Annotated in this window: 15 protein-coding genes; 7 read left to right on the top strand and 8 right to left on the bottom strand. The window is 64.6% G+C overall.

Features of this window, described 5'->3' with window-relative positions; translation table 11 throughout:
- The first annotated feature begins 61 nt into the window (after positions 1-61).
- Positions 62-991, top strand: coding sequence for an ABC transporter permease (locus MMB74_RS07940; RefSeq protein WP_277428054.1), 930 nt, complete (start codon positions 62-64; stop codon positions 989-991).
- A gap of 49 nt (positions 992-1,040) precedes the next feature.
- The gene (locus tag MMB74_RS07945) at positions 1,041-2,126 is read left to right on the top strand and encodes a BMP family ABC transporter substrate-binding protein (RefSeq protein ID WP_277428055.1); all 1,086 of its coding nucleotides are present in this window, start codon (positions 1,041-1,043) and stop codon (positions 2,124-2,126) included.
- Positions 2,127-2,185: 59 nt separating this feature from the next.
- On the opposite strand, the gene MMB74_RS07950 is transcribed toward MMB74_RS07945, so the two are convergent.
- A complete protein-coding gene (locus tag MMB74_RS07950) occupies positions 2,186-2,395 on the bottom strand; it encodes a dodecin (RefSeq protein WP_277428056.1) in 210 nt (69 codons plus the stop codon).
- A gap of 113 nt (positions 2,396-2,508) precedes the next feature.
- Here MMB74_RS07950 and MMB74_RS07955 point away from each other — a divergent pair, with 113 nt between their 5' ends.
- Positions 2,509-3,408, top strand: a complete 900-nt coding sequence (locus MMB74_RS07955) for an NAD(P)-dependent oxidoreductase (RefSeq protein WP_277428057.1) — start codon at positions 2,509-2,511, stop codon at positions 3,406-3,408.
- A 56-nt stretch (positions 3,409-3,464) separates the two neighbouring features.
- On the opposite strand, the gene MMB74_RS07960 is transcribed toward MMB74_RS07955, so the two are convergent.
- Complete coding sequence (locus MMB74_RS07960; RefSeq protein ID WP_277428058.1) at positions 3,465-3,947, bottom strand: hypothetical protein; 483 nt, start codon at positions 3,945-3,947, stop codon at positions 3,465-3,467.
- Between the two features lie 396 nt (positions 3,948-4,343).
- On the opposite strand from MMB74_RS07960, the gene MMB74_RS07965 reads away from it, so the two are divergent.
- Both MMB74_RS07965 and MMB74_RS07970 read left to right on the top strand, forming a co-directional pair.
- Entirely contained in the window at positions 4,344-5,951 is a 1,608-nt protein-coding gene (locus MMB74_RS07965) for an ATP-binding protein (protein WP_277428059.1), read from the top strand.
- Positions 5,952-5,988: 37 nt separating this feature from the next.
- The gene (locus MMB74_RS07970) at positions 5,989-7,977 is read left to right on the top strand and encodes a response regulator (RefSeq protein ID WP_277428060.1); all 1,989 of its coding nucleotides are present in this window, start codon (positions 5,989-5,991) and stop codon (positions 7,975-7,977) included.
- A gap of 31 nt (positions 7,978-8,008) precedes the next feature.
- On the opposite strand, the gene mscL is transcribed toward MMB74_RS07970, so the two are convergent.
- Positions 8,009-8,449, bottom strand: coding sequence for a large conductance mechanosensitive channel protein MscL (mscL, locus tag MMB74_RS07975; RefSeq protein ID WP_277428061.1), 441 nt, complete (start codon positions 8,447-8,449; stop codon positions 8,009-8,011).
- Between the two features lie 169 nt (positions 8,450-8,618).
- Entirely contained in the window at positions 8,619-10,022 is a 1,404-nt protein-coding gene (locus MMB74_RS07980; RefSeq protein WP_277428062.1) for a methyl-accepting chemotaxis protein, read from the bottom strand.
- Between the two features lie 442 nt (positions 10,023-10,464).
- Here MMB74_RS07980 and MMB74_RS07985 point away from each other — a divergent pair, with 442 nt between their 5' ends.
- A complete protein-coding gene (locus MMB74_RS07985; RefSeq protein WP_277428063.1) occupies positions 10,465-12,096 on the top strand; it encodes a methyl-accepting chemotaxis protein in 1,632 nt (543 codons plus the stop codon).
- A 142-nt stretch (positions 12,097-12,238) separates the two neighbouring features.
- Here MMB74_RS07985 and MMB74_RS07990 read toward each other — a convergent pair whose 3' ends face one another.
- The 4 genes from MMB74_RS07990 to MMB74_RS08005 form a co-directional block, all read right to left on the bottom strand.
- Complete coding sequence (locus MMB74_RS07990; RefSeq protein WP_277428064.1) at positions 12,239-13,819, bottom strand: NAD(P)/FAD-dependent oxidoreductase; 1,581 nt, start codon at positions 13,817-13,819, stop codon at positions 12,239-12,241.
- A 2-nt stretch (positions 13,820-13,821) separates the two neighbouring features.
- A complete protein-coding gene (locus MMB74_RS07995; protein ID WP_277428065.1) occupies positions 13,822-14,991 on the bottom strand; it encodes a tetratricopeptide repeat protein in 1,170 nt (389 codons plus the stop codon).
- A 111-nt stretch (positions 14,992-15,102) separates the two neighbouring features.
- Positions 15,103-15,795, bottom strand: a complete 693-nt coding sequence (locus MMB74_RS08000) for a PspA/IM30 family protein (RefSeq protein ID WP_277428066.1) — start codon at positions 15,793-15,795, stop codon at positions 15,103-15,105.
- A gap of 215 nt (positions 15,796-16,010) precedes the next feature.
- Positions 16,011-16,526: a hypothetical protein gene (locus tag MMB74_RS08005; RefSeq protein ID WP_277428067.1), complete on the bottom strand. Its 516-nt coding sequence runs from the start codon at positions 16,524-16,526 to the stop codon at positions 16,011-16,013.
- Positions 16,527-16,905: 379 nt separating this feature from the next.
- Here MMB74_RS08005 and MMB74_RS08010 point away from each other — a divergent pair, with 379 nt between their 5' ends.
- Entirely contained in the window at positions 16,906-19,371 is a 2,466-nt protein-coding gene (locus tag MMB74_RS08010) for a penicillin-binding protein 1A (protein ID WP_277428068.1), read from the top strand.
- Positions 19,372-19,431: the final 60 nt, after the last annotated feature.

A 19,431-nucleotide genomic window follows, 5' to 3' on the forward strand; every position in this document is an offset into this window, starting at 1 on the left:
GTGCCAAACCCGACCGAGCGCTGTGCAAGCGCATGACTAGCCAATCGAAATAGAACGAACCATGGATATCCAACAAGCCGGCACTCTTGCCTCGAGTGCAGTCGTCGCCGCGATTCCGCTGATGTTCGCGGGCATTGGCGAACTCGTCACTGAAAAGTCGGGGGTGCTGAACCTGGGCGTCGAAGGGATGATGCTAATGGGGGCGGTGACCGGCTATGCCGTCACGGTCACGACCGGGCATCCGTGGCTGGGCGTGGCGGCGTCGATGGCGGCCGGCGTCGCAATGGCGTTGCTGTTCGGCTTTCTCACGCTGACGATGCTGGCCAATCAAGTGGCGACCGGGCTTTCTCTGACGATCTTCGGCATCGGCTTGTCGGCTTACGTCGGCAAGCCCTATACGTCGGCGTCGGTCAGCGCGACGATCGATGCCTGGCCGGTGCCCGGGCTGGCCAAGATTCCGGTGCTGGGGCCCGCGCTCTTCACGCTGACGCCGCTAGGCTATCTCGCGTTCGCGGCCTTCGCACTCGTTGGGTGGTTTCTCTATCGAACGCGGGCGGGGCTCGTGCTGCGCTCGGTGGGCGAATCGCCCGCCGTGGCCCATTCGGTCGGCTTTCCGGTGATCGGCGTGCGCTACGGCGCGACGTTGTTCGGCGGCGGCATGGCGGGGCTCGCGGGCGGTTACTACTCGATCGTCTACCTGCATCTGTGGCAGGAACAGCTGACCTCGGGCCGAGGCTGGATCGCGCTCGCGCTGGTCGTGTTCGCCACGTGGCGTCCTTGGCGCTTGCTGCTCGGCGCGCTGCTGTTCGGCGCGGTCACGGGCTTGCAGTTTTATGCGCAAGCGGTGGGCGTGCCGGTGCCGACGCAGGCCCTGGCCATGCTGCCGTACTTGGCGACGATAGTCGTACTGGCCGTCATCTCGCGCAACCCGAATACCATCAAGCTCAATGCGCCCGCTTCCCTCGGCAAGCCGTTTTTCGCGACGAGCTGAGCAAGTGAGGTCCGATCGACCGATTCCCCCACACCACTGGAGAAGTTCGATGAAAAGAAGAACGTTGCCACTGCTCGCCGCTTGCGCGGCGCTCGCGCTCGGCGCGGCCGTTGCGCCCGTCGCGCATGCGGCCGATGCGCCGGGCGTCGCTTTCGTTTACTTGGGCAACCCTGGCGATGCGGGCTGGACGTTCGCGCACGATCAAGGGTCCAAGCAGGCGGAGGCCAAGTTCGGCAACAAGATCAAGGTGACCCGCGTCGAGAACGTGCCGGAATCGGCCGACTCGGAGCGGGTGTTCCGGGATCTGGCGAACAAGGGGAACAAGATCATTTTCGGATCGAGCTTCGGCTATCAGGATTTCGAGCTGAAAGTGGCGAAAGACTTCCCCGACACGGTGTTCCTGCATGCGACGGGCTACAAGAAGAGTAAGAACTTCGGCACTTACGACGTGCGCATGTATCAAGGCGCGTACCTCGCGGGCATCGTTGCGGGCCATATGACGAAGACGAACACGCTCGGATTCGTCGCATCCGTGCCGATCCCGGAAGTCGTGCGCAACATCAACGCCTACACGCTCGGCGCTCGTTCGGTGAATCCGAAGGTGCATACGAAGGTCATTTGGATCAACAGCTGGTTCGACCCCGGCAAGGAGAAGCAGGCTGCGGAAACGCTGATTGGGCAGGGCGCCGACGTCCTGCTGCAGAACACCGATTCGAGCGCGACGCTGGCAACGGCAGAGCAGAAGAAGGTGCACGCTTTCGGTTGGGATTCGGACATGAAGAAATTCGGTCCGAACGCCGCGCTCGGCTCGGTGGTCGCCCATTGGGGCGTGTATTACATGGCTGCCATCCAGCAGGTGCTCGACGGCAAATGGAAGAATGACCCGGTGTGGTGGGGACTGTCCCAACAGGCCGTCGACCTCGAAGATCTGAGCCCGTCCGTGGACGCCGCGGCGCGCGCGGACGAGAAGAAGGCGCATGACGCGATCGCGAGCGGTAGCCGCGACGTTTTCACGGGCCCGATCAAAGATCAATCGGGCACGGTCAAGGTTGCCGCGGGCAAGACGCTGACCGACGCCGAACTGCAACGGCTCAATTGGTACGTTGAAGGCGTCGACGGTTCGCTGCCGAAGTAATAGGGCCTGCGTTGGCCGGCAAGGGAACCTGCGGGCGGCGCGTTCGGCGCCGCCCGGCATCAATCCTCCAATCGCAGGCCCACTTTGAGGGTGACTTGCCAATGCGCGACGCTGCCGCCGTCGATGTGCCCGCGCGTTTCGGTGACTTCGAACCAGTGCAAGTTGCGCAGCGTCTTCGATGCGCGTTCGATGGCGCAGCGTACGGCATCGTCGCTCGATTTCGTCGACGATCCGGTCAATTCGATGTACTTGTAGACGTGATCGTTCATGAGTCGTCTCCGCATTTCGTCGAAAATGGAACAACCAGTATAGGCAACGACGGTCGGGCACGCCCGGGCATGTAGCAGGGCGGCCCGCCGCATTCGCGGGAGAGCACGAAACGATGGAACTCGGATTTTGCGGGCCAGGGCTCATGGGTGCGCCGATGATCCGGCATCTGCTGCGCGCAGGCCATGACGTGTGGGTCTGGAACCGCACGCGCGCGAAGGCGCAAGCGCTGGCCGCCGATGGGGCGCGCGTGGTCGACGCGCCGTGCGACTTGCTCGCGCATGCCCAGGCAGTTTTCTTGTGCGTGTCGGACACGAATGCCGTCGAGGAAGTCGTTTTCGGCCCCGGCGGCTTGCTGGCCGAGCCTGACGCCGGGGCGGGGCGTTTGCGCTGGATCGTCGATCATTCGAGCATCGCGCCCTCGGCAACACGCGCATTTGCCGCGCGCGCGGCTCAATGCGGCGTCGGTTGGGTGGATGCGCCCGTTTCGGGTGGCGTTCCAGGCGCGCAGGCGGGCACGCTCGCGGTCATGGCCGGCGGCAGCGCCGAGGACATCATCGCGGTCGAACCCGTCATACGCGCTTATGCAGCACGCGTGACGCATATGGGCGAGGTGGGGGCGGGCCAAACGACGAAGCTTTGCAATCAAGCGATCGTTTGTGCGACGGTGGCGGGCATCGCGGAAGCGGTGGGCTTGGCTCACGCGGCGGGGATCGACGCGGCGCGTCTACCCGAAGCGCTCGGAGGCGGTTGGGCCGATTCGGTCCTTTTGCGCACCTTCGTGCCGCGCATGACAGAATCGGGACACGCCCCGCTCGGTTCGTTGAAAACGTTTCAAAAAGATATCGACACGGTGGCGGACGCCGCCAGGGAAACGGGCGCCGCAATGCCCGTCGTGGGCGCCGTGCAGCAGATGTTGCGCTTGGGCGCGGCGATGGGGCTGGCGGATGCCGATTTGGCGGCATTCATCGATATCGTCCGGCCGCAGGCGGGCATGCACCGCGCCAAGCAGTAGCGCAGGGGGCACGGCGCGGGCCGAACCTATCTGCCGCGCCGCCAATTCACCAGTCGTCAGCGAAACGAGCGCGGGGCGGCATCGCCTGCGTTTTGCCGCCGCGCGTTGGGCGCGGCCGCGCCGGCGCCGAATTCGGGCAGAACCTTCGTGCGCGCCCGGCTCGCGAAGACGAGAAAGCCGAAACCGTTCGTTTCATACCAGTAGCCGCCGTTCTCGAGGCCCTCGAGCGGCTGTTCGAGCGCGTTCGCGATCGACTCGAGACAGCGCCGGCGCAATTCGTCGACATCGGGATAGGGCGGTTGCGCGCCACGAACCGTGCACAGTAGAACGTCGAGCCCCGGCAAGACATGTTCGTAGAGCACGGGCTCATCCTGCGAACGAGCGCGCGCAATCTTTGTATCCAGCTGGACGAAAGGTTTGAACTGGCGCAGGACGGCGAGAAACGACTCCTTACTGTCCGCGCTCGCGCGCCTACGCTTTCTCGGGAAGGACATAAACATTCGCCTGAAAAAGAATTGCAAGAAACACAGCGTCCTCATGCGACCACTCCCGGCTCTCGCGCGCCGCACGTCCGATCTTTTATAGCATACGAAATCGGCATCTTCACGACCCGTTACGGTCTCGCTCGAACGATCGACGCAGTTCGCATGCAGTCATGCCGGAACGGGTGCGCGAGTCGTGTCGCGCTACGCTCGACATCTATGGCAATAATAGGCCCGAGTTTCGTCCGCGTGCTGATCCAACTCATAAAAATTGCCATTTTCTGTGGGCATGCGCGCTCGTATATCGTCCGTTGAAATATCTCGAAACAGCACGGATAATGGTTCGGCTTCACGTTTGCACGTCGTGCGATGCAAGCGCCGTGCCGCCGTGAAAGCCTGCGGCGCGGCTCGCGTGACGCGCGCGACTCGACTCGATGGGGCCGCCAAGGACGCATGAAACTATTCACGAAGGGACTGCTGCTGATCGCCGTGCCGAGTTTGATCGAGTTGGCGCTCGTCGGCATGCTGTCGAAGACGCAGGAGCAGGCCACGCAAGCGGGCCAGTGGGCATCGCATAGCAAACAGGTGCTCTATCAAGCGTCGGCCATCGCCGATCCTCTCTTGCGCGAGGCGTCGCGCGTGCGTGCGGGCCTCATCGTCGGCGATCCTTCCTTCATCGATCGGCATGTCGTTTGGGTCGATCTGGGCGATCGGCTCTCGCGGCTCGAGAAGCTCGTGGCGGACGATCCGCTGCAAGTCGAGCGGGTGCGGCGTATGCGCGAAGCCATCAACGACTACCGGGCACTGACGGACAAGGTTTATGCGGCATTGCACGATCAGCAGCGCGTGCAATTGGCCTCGCTCGACAGCGAGCCGCTGCCGCCGCCCATCCAAGCGTTTCGAGATGAACTGGGCGCCTTCGTTGCCGACGAATCGCGGCTCGACGCCGAGCGCAGTTCGGAACTGGCTGCGACGCGCGAGCAGCAGCGCTATGCGCTGATTGCCGCCATTGCGGGGTCGATGCTGATTTGGGCGATCGCGGCGCTGGCGTTCGCCGGCAACATCGGGCGGCGCCTGCACACGTTGACGGCCAACGCGCAGCGGCTGGGGCGTTCACAGGCGCTGGGCGCGCCCTTGGCGGGCGACGACGAATTGGCTCAACTCGATGCGGCGTTGCACCGGACGAGCCAACGCTTGACCGAGGCCGAGCACGATCAGGCCACGTTGCAGGCTACGCTCGAGATGCGTGCACAAGAACTGACGCAAGTGAACGATAATCTGCGCCAGCAAAAGCAGGACAACGATATGTTCATCTATAGCGTCTCGCACGATCTACGCTCGCCGCTCGTGAATTTGCAAGGGTTTTCGCGCGAATTGCAAGTGTCGTGCGACGAGTTGCGCACGATGCTCGACGCCGCCCGTTTGCCGGAGGTTGAGCGCTCGCGCATCACTCGGGTGCTCGATGGCAATCTGAGCGAAGCGCTGCACTATTTGCGCACCGCGGTGGCGCGTTCAGCCTCGATCATCGACGCGCTGCTGCGGATATCCCGGGCGGGCCGGCTCGAATATCAATGGCAGCGCGTCAGCGTGGCCCGCGCCGTCGCGCGCGTGGTGGAATCGCTGCACCAGGCAATCGCCGAGCGCGGCGTGGTCGTGTCGGTGGGCGAGCTGCCGCCCGTATGGGGCGACCCCACGGCGATCGAGCAGATTTTCGCCAATCTGATCGGCAACGCGGTCAATTATCTCGACACGTCGCGCCCCTGCCGCATCGAAATCGGCACGCTCGAGCAGCCGCAGCCGGAAGCCGGCGAACGAGCGCCTAGAATGCGAACATATTACGTGCGCGATAACGGGCTCGGCATTCCCGCCGCTTGCATGCCCAAAATGTTTAGCGCGTTTCAACGGTTGCACGGCGATCGGGCCAAAGGCGACGGCATTGGCCTTGCCCTCGTGCGCCGGGTGACGGAGCGGCACGGTGGACGCGCGTGGGTCGAATCGACGGAGGGCGTCGGTTCGACCTTTTACGTGACGCTGCCAGAACAGCCGTTACGAATGACTTGATGCAAAAGGCGTCGAGCCGAATGAGCCAAAATTGAGCATGACCGAAGTTTCTCGCCAGGAAAGCGCCCGCGTACTCATCGTCGATGACGACGAGGGCATTTTGCGCTTAGCGCGCAAGTCGCTAGAGCGCGCGGGGTGCCGCGTATTCGGCTATCCGAGCGTGAAAGCCGCGCACGCGCAGCTTGCCGCCGACGCCCCCGATCTGCTCGTGCTCGACTATCAGCTCGGCAGCGCCGAGACCGGTCTCGATTTCTTCCGCCGTCTGCGTGCCGAGGGCGTGACCTTGCCTGCGATCCTCGTTACCGGGTTCACCGATGAATCGCGCGTGATCGAGGCATTGCGCGCCGGCGTATCCGATGTCGTGCCGAAGTCGGGCGGTTACCTCGATTATTTGCCGGAGGCCGTCGAGCGCGTCCTGACCCAGGTTCGATTGCAGCGCGCATCGGCCGAGGCGTTGCTGCTGCGCGACCGCGAGGCGCACTACCGCAGCTTGTCGGAGGCGTTACCGCACCTCGTGTTCACCAGCAACGCGCGAGGCGAGTGCGATTTCTTTTCGAAACAGTGGTACGCCTACACAGGCTTGGACGAAGCCGCTTCGCGCGGGCTCGGATGGCTTGCCGCAGTGCACCCCGACGATCGGGATGCACTGCGCCGCTCGTGGCTCGACGCCGTGAGCGGCGCGCCCGGGGCCGACTACCGGCATGAACTGCGCTTGCGTGCGGCCGATGGCACCTATCGCTGGTTCGACATGCGCATTGCGGCGGTTCGCGACGCGAGCGGAGGGGTGGGCAAGTGGTTCGCCAGTTGCACCGACATCCAGTCGCAACGCGAGGCGATGGAAGAGCGCGAACGGCTCTTGACGGCCGAGCAGTGTGCACGCCAGACGGCCGAGGAAGCCAACCGGGCCAAGGACCGCTTCCTGGCCATGCTCTCTCATGAGTTGCGCACGCCGCTCACGCCCGTGCTCGCGGGCACGCGCGTGCTTGAAACGATGCAGGAGATGCCTGCCGCCGCACAGTCGTGCGTCAAGATGATTCGACGCAATATCGAACTCGAAGCGCGTTTGATCGACGACTTGCTCGATTTGACGCGCGTGGCGAATGGCAAGCTGCGGCTCGCACTGGAAACCGTCGACGTCCACGACGTCATCGACAGTGTGCTCGAGCTGTTTCATGCCGAGATCCAGGTCAAGGCGCTCGACGTGCACGTCGAAAAGAACGCCAAGAGTCATTACGTGCTGGCAGATCCGGCCAGGCTGCAGCAGATGCTGTGGAACCTCGTGCGCAACGCGGCGAAATTCACGCCCGATGGCGGCCATATCTACGTACGTACGCGGGATGCGCGCATGCGCATCGAAGTCGAAATCGAAGACACGGGCATCGGCATCGCGCCGGAGCAAATCGGCAAACTGTTCAATGCGTTCGAGCAAGGTAGCCAGCGCATGACCCAGCAGTTTGGCGGGCTCGGGCTGGGGCTTGCGATAACGAAGGCGTTGACCGATGCCCACGGCGGTTCGGTCAGCGCGCGCAGCCCCGGGCCGCATTGCGGGGCCACGTTCACGATCGCGCTGCCGACGACGTCGGCGCCCGCGGCCGAGCCGGTGCCGCCGGTGTCGGCGCGCGCCGCAGCGGACGAACGAATCGCCATCCTGTTGGTCGAGGACCACGTCGATACGGCAGACGTCATGGCGCACTTGATGCGCTCGCTCGGGCACGACGTGGCGGTGGCGGCGTCCGTCGCGGAGGCGCTCGCTGCCACGCGGGCGCGCACCTTCGATCTGATCGTCAGCGACGTGGGGTTGCCCGACGGAACGGGCCTGGACTTCGTGAGTTCGGTGCGCCGCAGTTCGCAGGTACCGGCCATAGCCTTGACCGGCTACGGTTCGGACGAAGACATACGACGGTGCCTCGCCGCCGGCTTTACGGCGCATCTGACCAAGCCGGTCAACTTCTCGCAATTGGAAGTGCTGATACAGCGCACGGCCGAGGCCAAGGGCCAAAGTGGCGCACCGCAGCGCGCCGGGTAGACCTTCGTTGGGGCGCTTGCGAGGCTTGCGCTCAACGCTGCTTGAGCGCGTCGCGGATCTCACGCAACAAGACGACGTCTTCGGGCGGAGCGGCGGGCGCAGCCGGCGCCGCTTCCTCGCGCTTGCGCAGCGAGTTCATGAACTTGACGATCGCGAACACGATCATCGCGAGGATGGCGAAATTGATGACGGCCGTGATGAACGAGCCATAGCCGAACACGGCTACGCCGGCCGTTTGCAAATCTTTGAATGAATCGGGGTTGCCCTTGAAGGAGGGCGGGATATCGCCGAGCCGAACGAACTTGTTCGAGAAGTCGAGACCGCCTGTGACCACGCCGACGATAGGCATGATGAGATCTTTGACGATCGAATTGACGATCGTGGAAAACGCGCCGCCGATGATCACGCCGACGGCCAGATCCATCACATTGCCTTTGACCGCGAACTCCCTGAATTCCTTGACGATACCCATCGTTTTTTCCTCCTTGCTTGGCTGGGTTGCGGGCGAACGCGTCGAGCGGCGCAACGCGTGTGCCATCGCGGCCATGATAGCGAACGGTCGCCCCGTGCGGGAGGATTTTTGGCGCGCGCGGGCAGGCGCCGGGCCATTCAGATTTTCAGCTTTTCAGGCTTTCGATCCTTCAGGTCTTATAGGCGAGCCTCAGGCCGCCCCAGTGGCGGCCGCGTACGAAGATCGGCGCCGACGCGTCTTTCATCGTCGCAAATGCGCCGCCGCCCATGTCGCGCCGGTAGGTCTGCAGCAGGAACGTCTTCGTGTGGCCCGCGGCCGCGAGTCCGGTGCGATCGTTGAAGATGCGACGGTTGCGGCAGTTGGCGGCGTTCCAGACGGATTCCCCCGGGCGCTGCGGTTGCGAAAACTTGCGATTGTGCGTCGGTAGATAGCCGCGCACATCCACTGCCGCGCAAAACGCCACGCGCTCGTCCAGAGCGAGCAGGGGTTCTTGAATGTCGGGGAGCACGCGATCGGTGAATGCGGTGAATTGCGTCATGAACTGTTGCGGATCGGTCCCGGCGATCGGCGCGTAGTGGGTATCGAAGAGCGCGGCTTCGGTGATCTCGCCGCGCGCGAGCGCCTGCTCGAAGCGCTGGCCGATCAGCGCCGCTGCGCGCTGCGCGGCTTCGATGAAGCGGGTGTCGGGCGTCTCCACGCCGGCCGCCGCCGTCAACTCGATCAGCGTTTCCGATACGGTCAAGAGCGAGGCGATACGGTCCTTCGCCTGCAAGAAGTTTTCGCTCGATTGCTCGACGCCGGTTGCCATCTCGCCCACTTGTTCCTCGAGTTGATGGCACTGCGCCTCGATGTCGTCGGTCAGCGTCGCGATTTGCTCGGCCTCTTCGTGCAATTGATTGATGGCGGTGCCGGTCGATTGCACGATGCCGCCGATCGTCGCCGAACCTTCCCGGACGCGATGCGCCCGCGCGGTGTTCTCGGCGCCATCGGTGATGAGCTGTTCGGTTTGCTGGGTCAGGCGGGCGAGGGTCGCTTCGATTTGCGACGTGGCCTGGGCAGTTTTGCTCGATAGGTTTTTGACTTCGGCCGCCACCACGGCGAAGCTCTTGCCCGATTCGCCGGCGCGCGCCGCCTCGATCGCTGCGTTGATGGCGAGCAGATGGGTTTGCCGCGCGATCAGCGAAATTTCTTCCGAGACGGTGCTGACGTGATCGAGCGCCTCGCGCAAGGCTTCGATTTGCGTCGCAATGCCGGTCACGCCTTCGACGAGCCCATGGATATCCGCTAGCGACGCGTCCAGCGTTTGCCGCGATTGCTCGACGGCGCCCGACGCTTCTCTGCTGACGACGCGTACTTGCCGCGCTGCCTCGGCGATACGCTGATTGCCTTGCATCGTCACCGATGCCGATTCGCGCAAAGAGCGGCAAACATGAGCATGTTGCGCGACGCGGCCAGCGACTTCCTCGACGTGGCCGGAGACGTCGCATATCTCCATGCCGAGTTTGCTCGCGTGCGCGGCGATGTCCGCCACGAGCGAACGCGCGGCTCGACGCCGCCGCAAGATCAAGCGCATGAAGGTCTCCTTGGCGCGGATGCGATCCGACCCGCCGCTCTGTAATTTGTCCGTTGTTTGTCCGTTGCCGCCGCGAAGGGCCGCTTGCAGCACATATCTAACCAAGCCAGCTTACGTGACACTTACGCCCCGAGGCGCAATCCGGATACCGTTTCGGAGGAGGTGTCGACAGGCTGTCCTCTGTGTTTACGGACGGCAGGGGCCTTGGCTTAAGGGGGGAAGTCGATAGTATGACAATAGTGCTTACAGCCATTGCGCATTCGTCTCGAAACGCTTAGATTGCGCGAGAACCTTCGCACGCACGACGCGCCCGATAGACCTCTCGCAGCAGGCCGGGACCATTCGACGCTCCACAAGAAGAGCCGACAGTGCGCGCATTACCACCACCACGCAGAGGGGGACCGTGCCACGCTTGGGCAACCAGCGCGCGCACGACGTAGCCATGTTCAAACGCTTTACGATTCGCGGCGGGCTGACGCTCACGATCGCGGGCTATACGCTCGCGCTGATGGCGGCCATGGCCGCCGGCATGTTGGGTCTGAAACAGAGCAACGATGCTCTGCGGCAAATGTACGCGACCGATACGGCCGCGCTGACGCATTTGAAGACGAGTTCCGAGCGCATGCTTCAAGTGCGCCTCGCGCTCGGTAGCTACGAGACCCTATTTTCGATGGGCAAGGCCGGCGACGATCTGCTTCCCAAGGCGCATGGCGTGCTCAAGGACAGCGACGCGCAATGGGCCGAGTATTTGAAGAAGCCGCGCGACGAGAACGAGTCGCGGCTCGCGGATGCCGTTACCGCGGCGCGCGCGGCGCTCGTGAAGCAAGCGATCGAGCCGGAGTTTCAAGCGCTCGAGCAAAACGACTTCAACTCGTTCCGCACGCTTCAAGGCCAAACGGCCAACGAGCTCTACGCGCGTTACGAAACGGCGATCGGCGAGCTCGAGGCGTTGCAGGTCACGCACCAGGAAGCGCGCTATGCGGCGTCCCAGGCACTCTTTCATACGCTGGCGACGGCGGCTGCGATCATCGCCGCCATCGCATTCATCGTCGGGCTGTTCGCGCGGGCGGCGCTCGTCGCGGCCGTCGTGCGGCCCATAGACAGTGTCGTGCGTCATTGCGAACGCATCGCGTCTGGGGATCTGACGGGCGCAATCAACGCCACCAGCAAAAATGAAATGGGGCGTTTGCTAATCGGCTTGCAAAGCATGCAGGCGGCGCTCGTGGCGACGGTGTCGCGCGTGCGCACCGGCTCGGAAGCGATCATGCACGGTGCGCGCGAAATCGCAACCGGCAACGCCGATCTATCGCAGCGCACCGAACAGCAAGCCGCGTCGCTGCAGGAAACGGCGTCGAGCATGGAGCAATTGACGTCGACGGTGAAGCTCAATGCCGCGCACGCGGTGGAGGCGAGCGGTCTCGCGCACGATGCGTCGGAAACGGCGGCACGCGGCGGCGAAGTCGTGAGCGACGTCGTGCGCACGATGGAGGACATCGCGACGAGCTCGAACCAGATCGGCGACATCATCGGCGTGATCGAAGGCATCGCGTTCCAGACGAACATCCTAGCGCTGAACGCGGCGGTGGAAGCCGCGCGGGCGGGCGAGCAGGGCCGCGGCTTCGCCGTGGTGGCGGGCGAAGTGCGCAGCCTCGCGCAACGCAGCGCGAGCGCCGCGAAGGAGATCAAATCGCTGATCGCGGCGTCGGCTGACAAGGTGCAAACCGGCAGCGCGCTCGTCGGACGCGCCGGTGAGACGATGGGCCAGGTCGTCGCCGCCGTGCATCGCGTCGCCGACATCATCGGCAAGATCAGCGCAGCCTCCGGCGAACAATCGACGGGCATCGAACAGATCAATCTCGCGGTGGTGCAGATGGACTCCGTCACGCAGCAAAACGCCGCGCTCGTCGAGCAAGCTGCTGCGGCAGCCTCATCGCTGCAGGAACAGGCGGCGCAACTCGATGCTGCCGTCGCCGCGTTCCGCGTCGAAGCGCACACGCTCGAAGCCGCGCCGCGTGCGGCTACGTCCCGGCTGTCGCACGATTCGCATACCGCGTTGCCGGCGCTCGCGGGTTGATCGCAGGTTGAACCGGTGCAGAGCGCCGGTTTCGCGGCGGCTCTCGGCTAGGCTGGCGCGAGTGGCGCACGCGTTCGTTCCGAAGGGAAGAGCGCGTGTGCCGCATTCGCGGCCGTCGACGGGCCGTGAATCAGAGCGCGCATCAAGGCAGCGCGGGGATGTCGGTCTCGCTCGGCCGGACCGTCCCGGGCGATTCGTCGAAGCGATAGTCCCCAGCGCGCACCCGCCGCGTCAGCCGACGAAAGGCAAACGAGAAGCCGGGCCACAACGCCGTGTTCTTGCCGCGCGCGGATAAGTACCAACTGCGGCAGCCGCTCATCCAAACGGTTCCTTCGAACGCTTTCTGAACCTTCTCGTTATAGGCCGCTTGTACGTCGGCGCGGACCTCCATCGTCCTCGCGCCGCGGCGCACGAGCAGTTTCAGGCAGCTTGCGATGTACGCGATGTGCGACTCGATCATGTACACCATCGAGTTGTGGCCGAGCCCTGTATTCGGGCCGATCATCATGAAGAAGTTCGGAAAGCCGGCAATGCTCGCCCCGAGATAGGCTTGCGGCCCCTCGCTGCGCCACCGCGCATCCAAACTCTCCCCGCGCGAACCATATAGCGGAAACGGCGCGCCCGCATCGGCCACGTCGAAGCCCGTGCCGCAAATGATCGCATCGACGCGATATCGGCGGCCGTCTTCGGTCACGATTCCGTCCTCGACGATTTCACGAATGGTCGACGTCACCAAGTCGACGTTCGGTTGCACGAGAGCGGGGTAGTAGTCGCTCGACAGCAGCACGCGCTTACAGCCGAGCAGGTAATTGGGCGCGAGTTTGGCTCGCAACGCCGGATCTTTCACGCGGCGTTCCAGATAGCTGCCGGCGAAGCGCATCGGCGCTTTCATCCATTTAGGATTGACGATGAAGGCGAGCGCGCGCGCTTCATGGCGCCAATAGATCGCCCAGCGTACGAGCCGCTGCGCCCATGGCGCGAAGCGAAACAGACGCTGTGTCCGCGGATCGATGGCGCGGTCCGGCCGGGGCATGACCCACGGCGGCGTGCGTTGAAACACGTGCAGCCGCGCCACGCGCGGCTGGATGCGCGGGATGAACTGCACGGCGCTGGCGCCCGTGCCGATCACGGCAACGGTCTTGCCTTCGAGCGGATACGCGTGATCCCAGCGAGCGGAATGAAAGAGGGCGCCGCCGAAACGATCCAATCCGGCGATCGCAGGCAACGCCGGGCGCGACAGCGGGCCGCTCGCCGCGATGAGCACATCGACTTCGACCGTTTCGGGCCCGTTCTGCGCGTTATCCGTTTGGATGCCGCCCGTGTCGCCGTGCCGGCCGTGCTGGGCCTTAACGACATCGAGCCGCCAGATTCGGCGGGCGTCGTCGAAACGCGCCGCCGCCACGCGCGCATTGCAGCGGATCAGCGACGCCACGCCCTGATCGCGTGCGCAACGGTTCAGGTAGGCCAGGATTTCCTGCTGCGAAGCGAACGTGCGCGTCCACGACGGATTGGGCGCGAACGAGAAAGAATATAGATGCGAGGGAATATCGCACGCGGCCCCGGGGTAGGCGTTGTCTCGCCACGTACCGCCGATCTCGGCAGCGGCTTCGTAGACGGTCACGGAAGCGACGCCCATTCGGCGCAGCCGGATCGCCATGCCGATGCCGGCGAACCCGCTGCCGACGATGGCGACGCGCAGGCCGATCGTGTTCGAACCGCCCACGTTCAGGTGTCGCTCCAGCCGCCCGAATCGTCGTTGCCGAAGTCGACCCCGCCGCTATCGCCGTCGTTCCAATCGTTCGACCCCTGGCCGAAGTCGAGGCCGCTCGTGTCGCCGCGCTCGGCTGCGCGGCGGCGGGCCGTGTCGTCGTCGACGATGACTTCGCGTTCGATCACGCGATCGCGTCCATGCGAGAGCACTTCGCCGAGCAGCACGCCCGTGAGAAGTCCGCCCATGCCGCCGCCTTGTTGGACGATGACGGGCGGCTGTTGCTGGGGCGGATAGGGTTGTTGCATGCCATACGGGGCTTGCTGTTGCTGCAGCCGTTCGGCTTCCCGCGCATACGCCGATGGGTTGCCGCCAGGCGCGGGCGCATTCGCGTCGGCGCGTGTGGGATCGGGCCGCCCTTCGGTTCGGGCGCGAAGACTGTCGAGCTGCCGCGCGAGGTCGTCGAGCTGATAGGCCGGCACCGGGTTGCCCTGATTCGACAGCGATTCCACGAGGGTGCGCAACTGATTCTCCACGCCTTCGACTTCGCTCGCCAGCGTTTCATGTCCCTGCGCGCTCGAGAGACGCGCGTCGAGCTTGAGCGAGCGGGCCGAATTGAGCAACTCCGTCGCGCGCTTCAACTGGGTCCGGCGCTCTTCGTCGGCGCGGCCGTCTTCGTTCGAACGCGCGCGGCGCAGCGTCCAGCGCAAGAGCAGGACGATGGCGACGATCAGGACGGCCAAGCCGATCCACGCGGCCATCGATGGGCCATGACGTTGGGGCGCCGGCGAGGACGGCGCTGCCTGAACGAACGGATTGGCGGCGCTGTGAGTCGTGGCGGCGGGGGCCGGGACGCTGGCGCGATTGGCGGCCGCGCGCACGCGCGCTTCGACTTGGGCGAAGCGGGACTGGCTCGTGAATCGCACCTGCGGGTCGAGCGACTTGGCCTGTTCGATCTGGGCGAGCGCATCGGCAAAGCGGCCTTCGTTCGCCAGCACCTGGCCGTACAAATAGTGCGCGTGGGCATTGTTCGGATGCTCGGCGAGCACCTGCGAGAGCTCGGCGTCGGCTTGCTGCCAATTGCCTTGCGCCATCGCGCGTTCGACTTGACTTGCGCTCGGCGCGGCGAACGCCGCACCGGACGCAAAGAGCAGGGCGGCGAACGCGGCCGCGAGGAATGTCTTCATTGACTCAACCGGGCGCGAGCGCCCGTCTCCGTAACCATCGACCTGTTTCGGCCCGCGCGCGATGAGCCGGCCCATCCGCTCCGACGGGCCGGCTCATCGCGTTGCCGTGCGTCATTGCGCCGGCGTATTCGTGTTCGTGCTCAACTGCTGCTTGAGCGCGGCGAGACGGTCTTCTACCGACGGACCATGATCGAGCGCCGCCAATTTATCTTCGAGCGCCTTGCCCGAGGACGTATCGGCCGAATTCAGCCGCGCGTCGGAGCGGGCGTTCGAGAGCGCGACCTTGTCCTCCAGCTTGCGGAAATCCTCCGACAGGTTCTTGCCGCCGATGCCGCCGAGCGCGGTAGCCGCGACATCCTTGGCTTGCGCGATCTCTTGCTTCGCCTGAAGGATGTTCGAGCGCGCGTTCAGATCGTTGCGGCGTTGGCGCATATCGGCGATCTGGCCTTTCAACTGATCGACGGACGGCTCGAGCGTCGCCAGTTCCTTGGCGAGCGCATCGCGTTCGGCTTCCGCGTTCGCTTGCGCGGCTAGCGCTTCGCGTGCAAGGCCTTCGTCGCCCGATTGCAGCGCACGCTTGGCGCCGTCTTCGTACTTCTTCGCCTTTTCGGCAGCGGCGTCGCGCTTGCTTTGCTGCGTCGCGACTTGCGCTTCGATCTCGATCAGCGCGTTTTCGGCTTTCCCGATGCTGTCGTCGAGCTCGCGCACGATTTGGCGTGCATCGCGCGAGGGGTCCTGCACGGACTCGGCCGCATCGTTGAGCAAGCCTTTGACAGTACGCGAAATTGAGTCGAATAACGACATGAAATCCTCCGTGAAATGATGTCGGCGCCGAATGCGGCGGGCGGCGATTCGGGCATGCCCAACACTCTATGCTACGCCGCGTTGCGACCGGCGGCGCGGCGCGAGCCGAACGGCGCGTCGCGCTTGCCGAATGTCGGGACGCGCGGCGCAATTGCAAGAGGCGCGCCGCCATGCGTTCCCATTTGCGCCGCCCGCGATAGTACAGCAGGGTATCGTTAAAACCGGCTTAAATCGCGCGATTGATTGGCGATCGCCCGGGCAACGGCCGCTTCGTCCGCGTGATCGGGACCCGGCTGCGCGGGCGCGCCCGCCTCTAGAGCGAGCGCCCGGGCCACGGCGGCCGCAACGGGTAGCGCGGCCGGCGTCTCGTCGCTTTCCGGCTCGCTCGGCGGCAAGGTTGAGTTCGGCGAGGGGGCGAGCGCCAGCACGCGGACGTCGGGGGCCGGTTGCTTGGCGTTGCCGTCCGTTTGTCCGGATGAGCCGTCTTGAACGTGGGGTCCGGCGGCGAGACGCCGCAGTAGATCGTCATCGATGGCGTGATGGCGGGCGGCCGCGCCGAGCCGGTCGACGAGGCCCGCCGCCCGAACTTCTTCGCCGGTGTCGTCGAAGGCAAGGACGGCGCGCCTCACGAGTTCGCTCACGCTGATGCCCATGCGCTGTGCGCGCGCGGCGAGCACGCGCTTTTGCGCGGGCGTGACGAAGACCACGATACGTTCGCTGCTCTGGCTCATGATGGGCTCACTGGCGTCGAAAGCGGGGCGGGGCGGCGATGTTCCTCATGATAGAGCGCCAGACGCTGCCCTCAAACGCACCCGGCCGCGATATTCGTGCGCCATCAATCACTTATGAGCGTTTTCTGCCACTTCTCCACAGGCCTTTCAACATTTTCTGTTGATAACTTGCCGCTATCGGGCGAATGTGCCGCTTTGCGCGAACTCTTACAAAAAAAATTCCGGTGCCGCGGCGGCGATTTAATTAAAATGCGCTGTTGCCCCGCGCTCGGCGGTTCGCCGCCGAAGCGGCCAACCACACGATTACATACATTACGAGTCACGCCGCGAGCACCGTTCGCGGCGAAGAGGCGCCGAGAGCCGCGCCATTCATGCCGTCATGCCTATCATCAAAAGACCGCCTTCCGACGGCCGCCCGGCCGACCGAGTTCCTCCCCGCCCCTCCGATAGTTCCAGCAGCGCTCGTCGCTCGCTAGGCGGGCGGATCGCGTTGACGTTCGTGGGCCTCATGGCCACCGCTGCCGTCGTCGGTGCCCTGATCGTCGGCTACGCGCTGATCGTCATGGCGCCGCAACTGCCTTCGCTCGACGCGCTGACCGATTACCGCCCGAAAGTCCCGCTGCGCATCTATACGGCCGATCACGTCCTGATCGGCGAGTTCGGCGAAGAGCGGCGCAACTTGGTTCGTTTCGCGGACATCCCCGACGTCATGAAGAACGCGGTGCTGGCCATCGAGGATTACCGCTTCTACGAGCACGGCGGTGTCGACTTCATCGGCATCTTGCGCGCGGGCACGGCCGACTTGCTGCATGGCGGCGCCTCGCAAGGCGCGAGCACGATCACGATGCAGGTGGCGCGCAACTTCTTCTTGTCGAGCGAGAAGACGTACACGCGCAAGATCTACGAGATGATGCTCGCCTACAAGATCGAGCGTGCGCTCACGAAAGACCAGATCCTCGAGTTGTATATGAACCAGATCTATCTGGGCGAGCGCGCCTACGGCTTCGCCGCCGCGGCGCGCGTGTATTTCGGCAAGGATCTGAAGAACCTCACGCTGGCCGAAGCGGCGATGCTGGCCGGGTTGCCGAAGGCGCCGTCCGCCTACAACCCCGTCGTCAATCCTAAACGCGCGAAGATCCGGCAGGAGTACATCCTCAAGCGCATGCTCGATTTGGGCTACATCACGCAGCCGCAGTACGACGAGGCCGTCAAGGAGCCGATTCGCACGAAAGCCGCCGGCACCGAGTACAGCGTGCATGCCGAGTACGTGGCCGAAATGGTGCGGCAGATGATGTATGCGCAATACAAAGACGAAACCTATACGCGGGGCCTCACGGTCACGACCACCATCGATTCGGCGGACCAGGACGCCGCTTATCGCGCCGTTCGCAAAGGTGTGATGGACTACGAGCGCCGCCACGGTTATCGCGGGCCGGAAGGGTTCGTCGAATTGCCGACAGCGGGCGACGATCGCGATGAAGCGATCGACGATGCGCTCGCCGATCATCCCGATGACGGCGAACTCGTCGCGGCCGTGGTGACGAGCGCGAGCCCGAAGGAAGTGGCGGTGCAATTTGTCGACGGCGCCTCGGCGAAGGTCACCGGCGAGGGATTGCGGTTCGCCGCTTACGCGCTCGGCCCGCGCGCGTCGCGGGCGCAACGCATCCGCCCCGGCTCGATCGTGCGCTTGATGCCCGATGCGAAGGGCAATTGGCAAATCACGCAGCTTCCTCAAGTCGAAGGCGCACTGGTCTCGCTCGCCCCGCAGGACGGAGCGGTGCGCGCCCTCGTGGGCGGCTTCGACTTCAACAAGAACAAGTTCAACCATGTCACGCAGGCGTGGCGCCAGCCCGGTTCGAGCTTCAAGCCGTTCATCTACTCGGCCTCGCTCGACAAAGGGCTCGCCCCGGCGACCATCATCAACGACGCTCCGCTGTATTTCCCGCCCAGCACGCCTGGCGGCGATCCGTGGGAGCCGAAGGACGACGATCAGCCGGAAGGGCCGATGTCGATGCGCGTCGCGCTCGAGAAATCGAAGAACTTGGTGTCCATTCGAATCTTGTCGTACATCGGCACGAAGTACGCTCAAGACTACGTGACGCAGCGTTTCGGCTTCGACGCCGACAAAACTCCGCCGTATTTGCCGATGGCGCTCGGCGCGGGCCTCGTCACGCCGCTGCAGTCCGCCGCGGCTTATTCGGTCTTCGCGAACGGCGGCTATCGCGTCAATCCCTATCTGATCGCGGAAGTGGACGATGCGCGCGGGCAGCCCGTTTCGAAGGCCCAGCCGATCGTCGCGGGCCAGAACGCGCCGCGCTCGATCAGTGCGGCCAACGCCTACATCATGAACAGCCTGTTGCATTCGGTGGCGACGGCGGGCACCGGTGCGGGCACGAACGTGCTGCATCGCAGCGACCTGTCGGGCAAAACCGGTACGACCAACGATGCGAAGGACGGTTGGTTCGCAGGCTATCAGCCAACCCTCGTCGCCGTGGCCTGGATGGGCTACGATCAACCGAAGAGCTTGGGCAGCCGCGAGTTCGGCGCGCAGCTCGCCTTGCCGATCTGGGTGGACTACATGAGCCGAGCGCTGCGCGGCGTGCCCGACCAGCCGATGCCGATGCCCGAAGGCGTCGCCACGATTGCCGGCGAGATCTATCTGGCCGATAAGGTTCCAGGAAATGGCTTCGTCGCAAGCATCGGCATGGATGCCGGTACCGCGCTGGCCGGCGCCGGGGCGAGCGACGCCGTCGGCTCGGTGGGCCCAGCCGGTTTGGCGACGCCGGACGTGAGCAAGCAAGAGCAGAAGCAGATTTTGAATCTGTTCGAGGACGGCCGGCCGTAACGCGCGATGCATCCGCACGCGGCTCGCCTGCGTATCTCCAACGAATGCTTTGCGCAGGAA

Origin of the sequence: Trinickia sp. Y13, assembly GCF_029522115.1 — a bacterium.
Taxonomy (GTDB): domain Bacteria; phylum Pseudomonadota; class Gammaproteobacteria; order Burkholderiales; family Burkholderiaceae; genus Trinickia.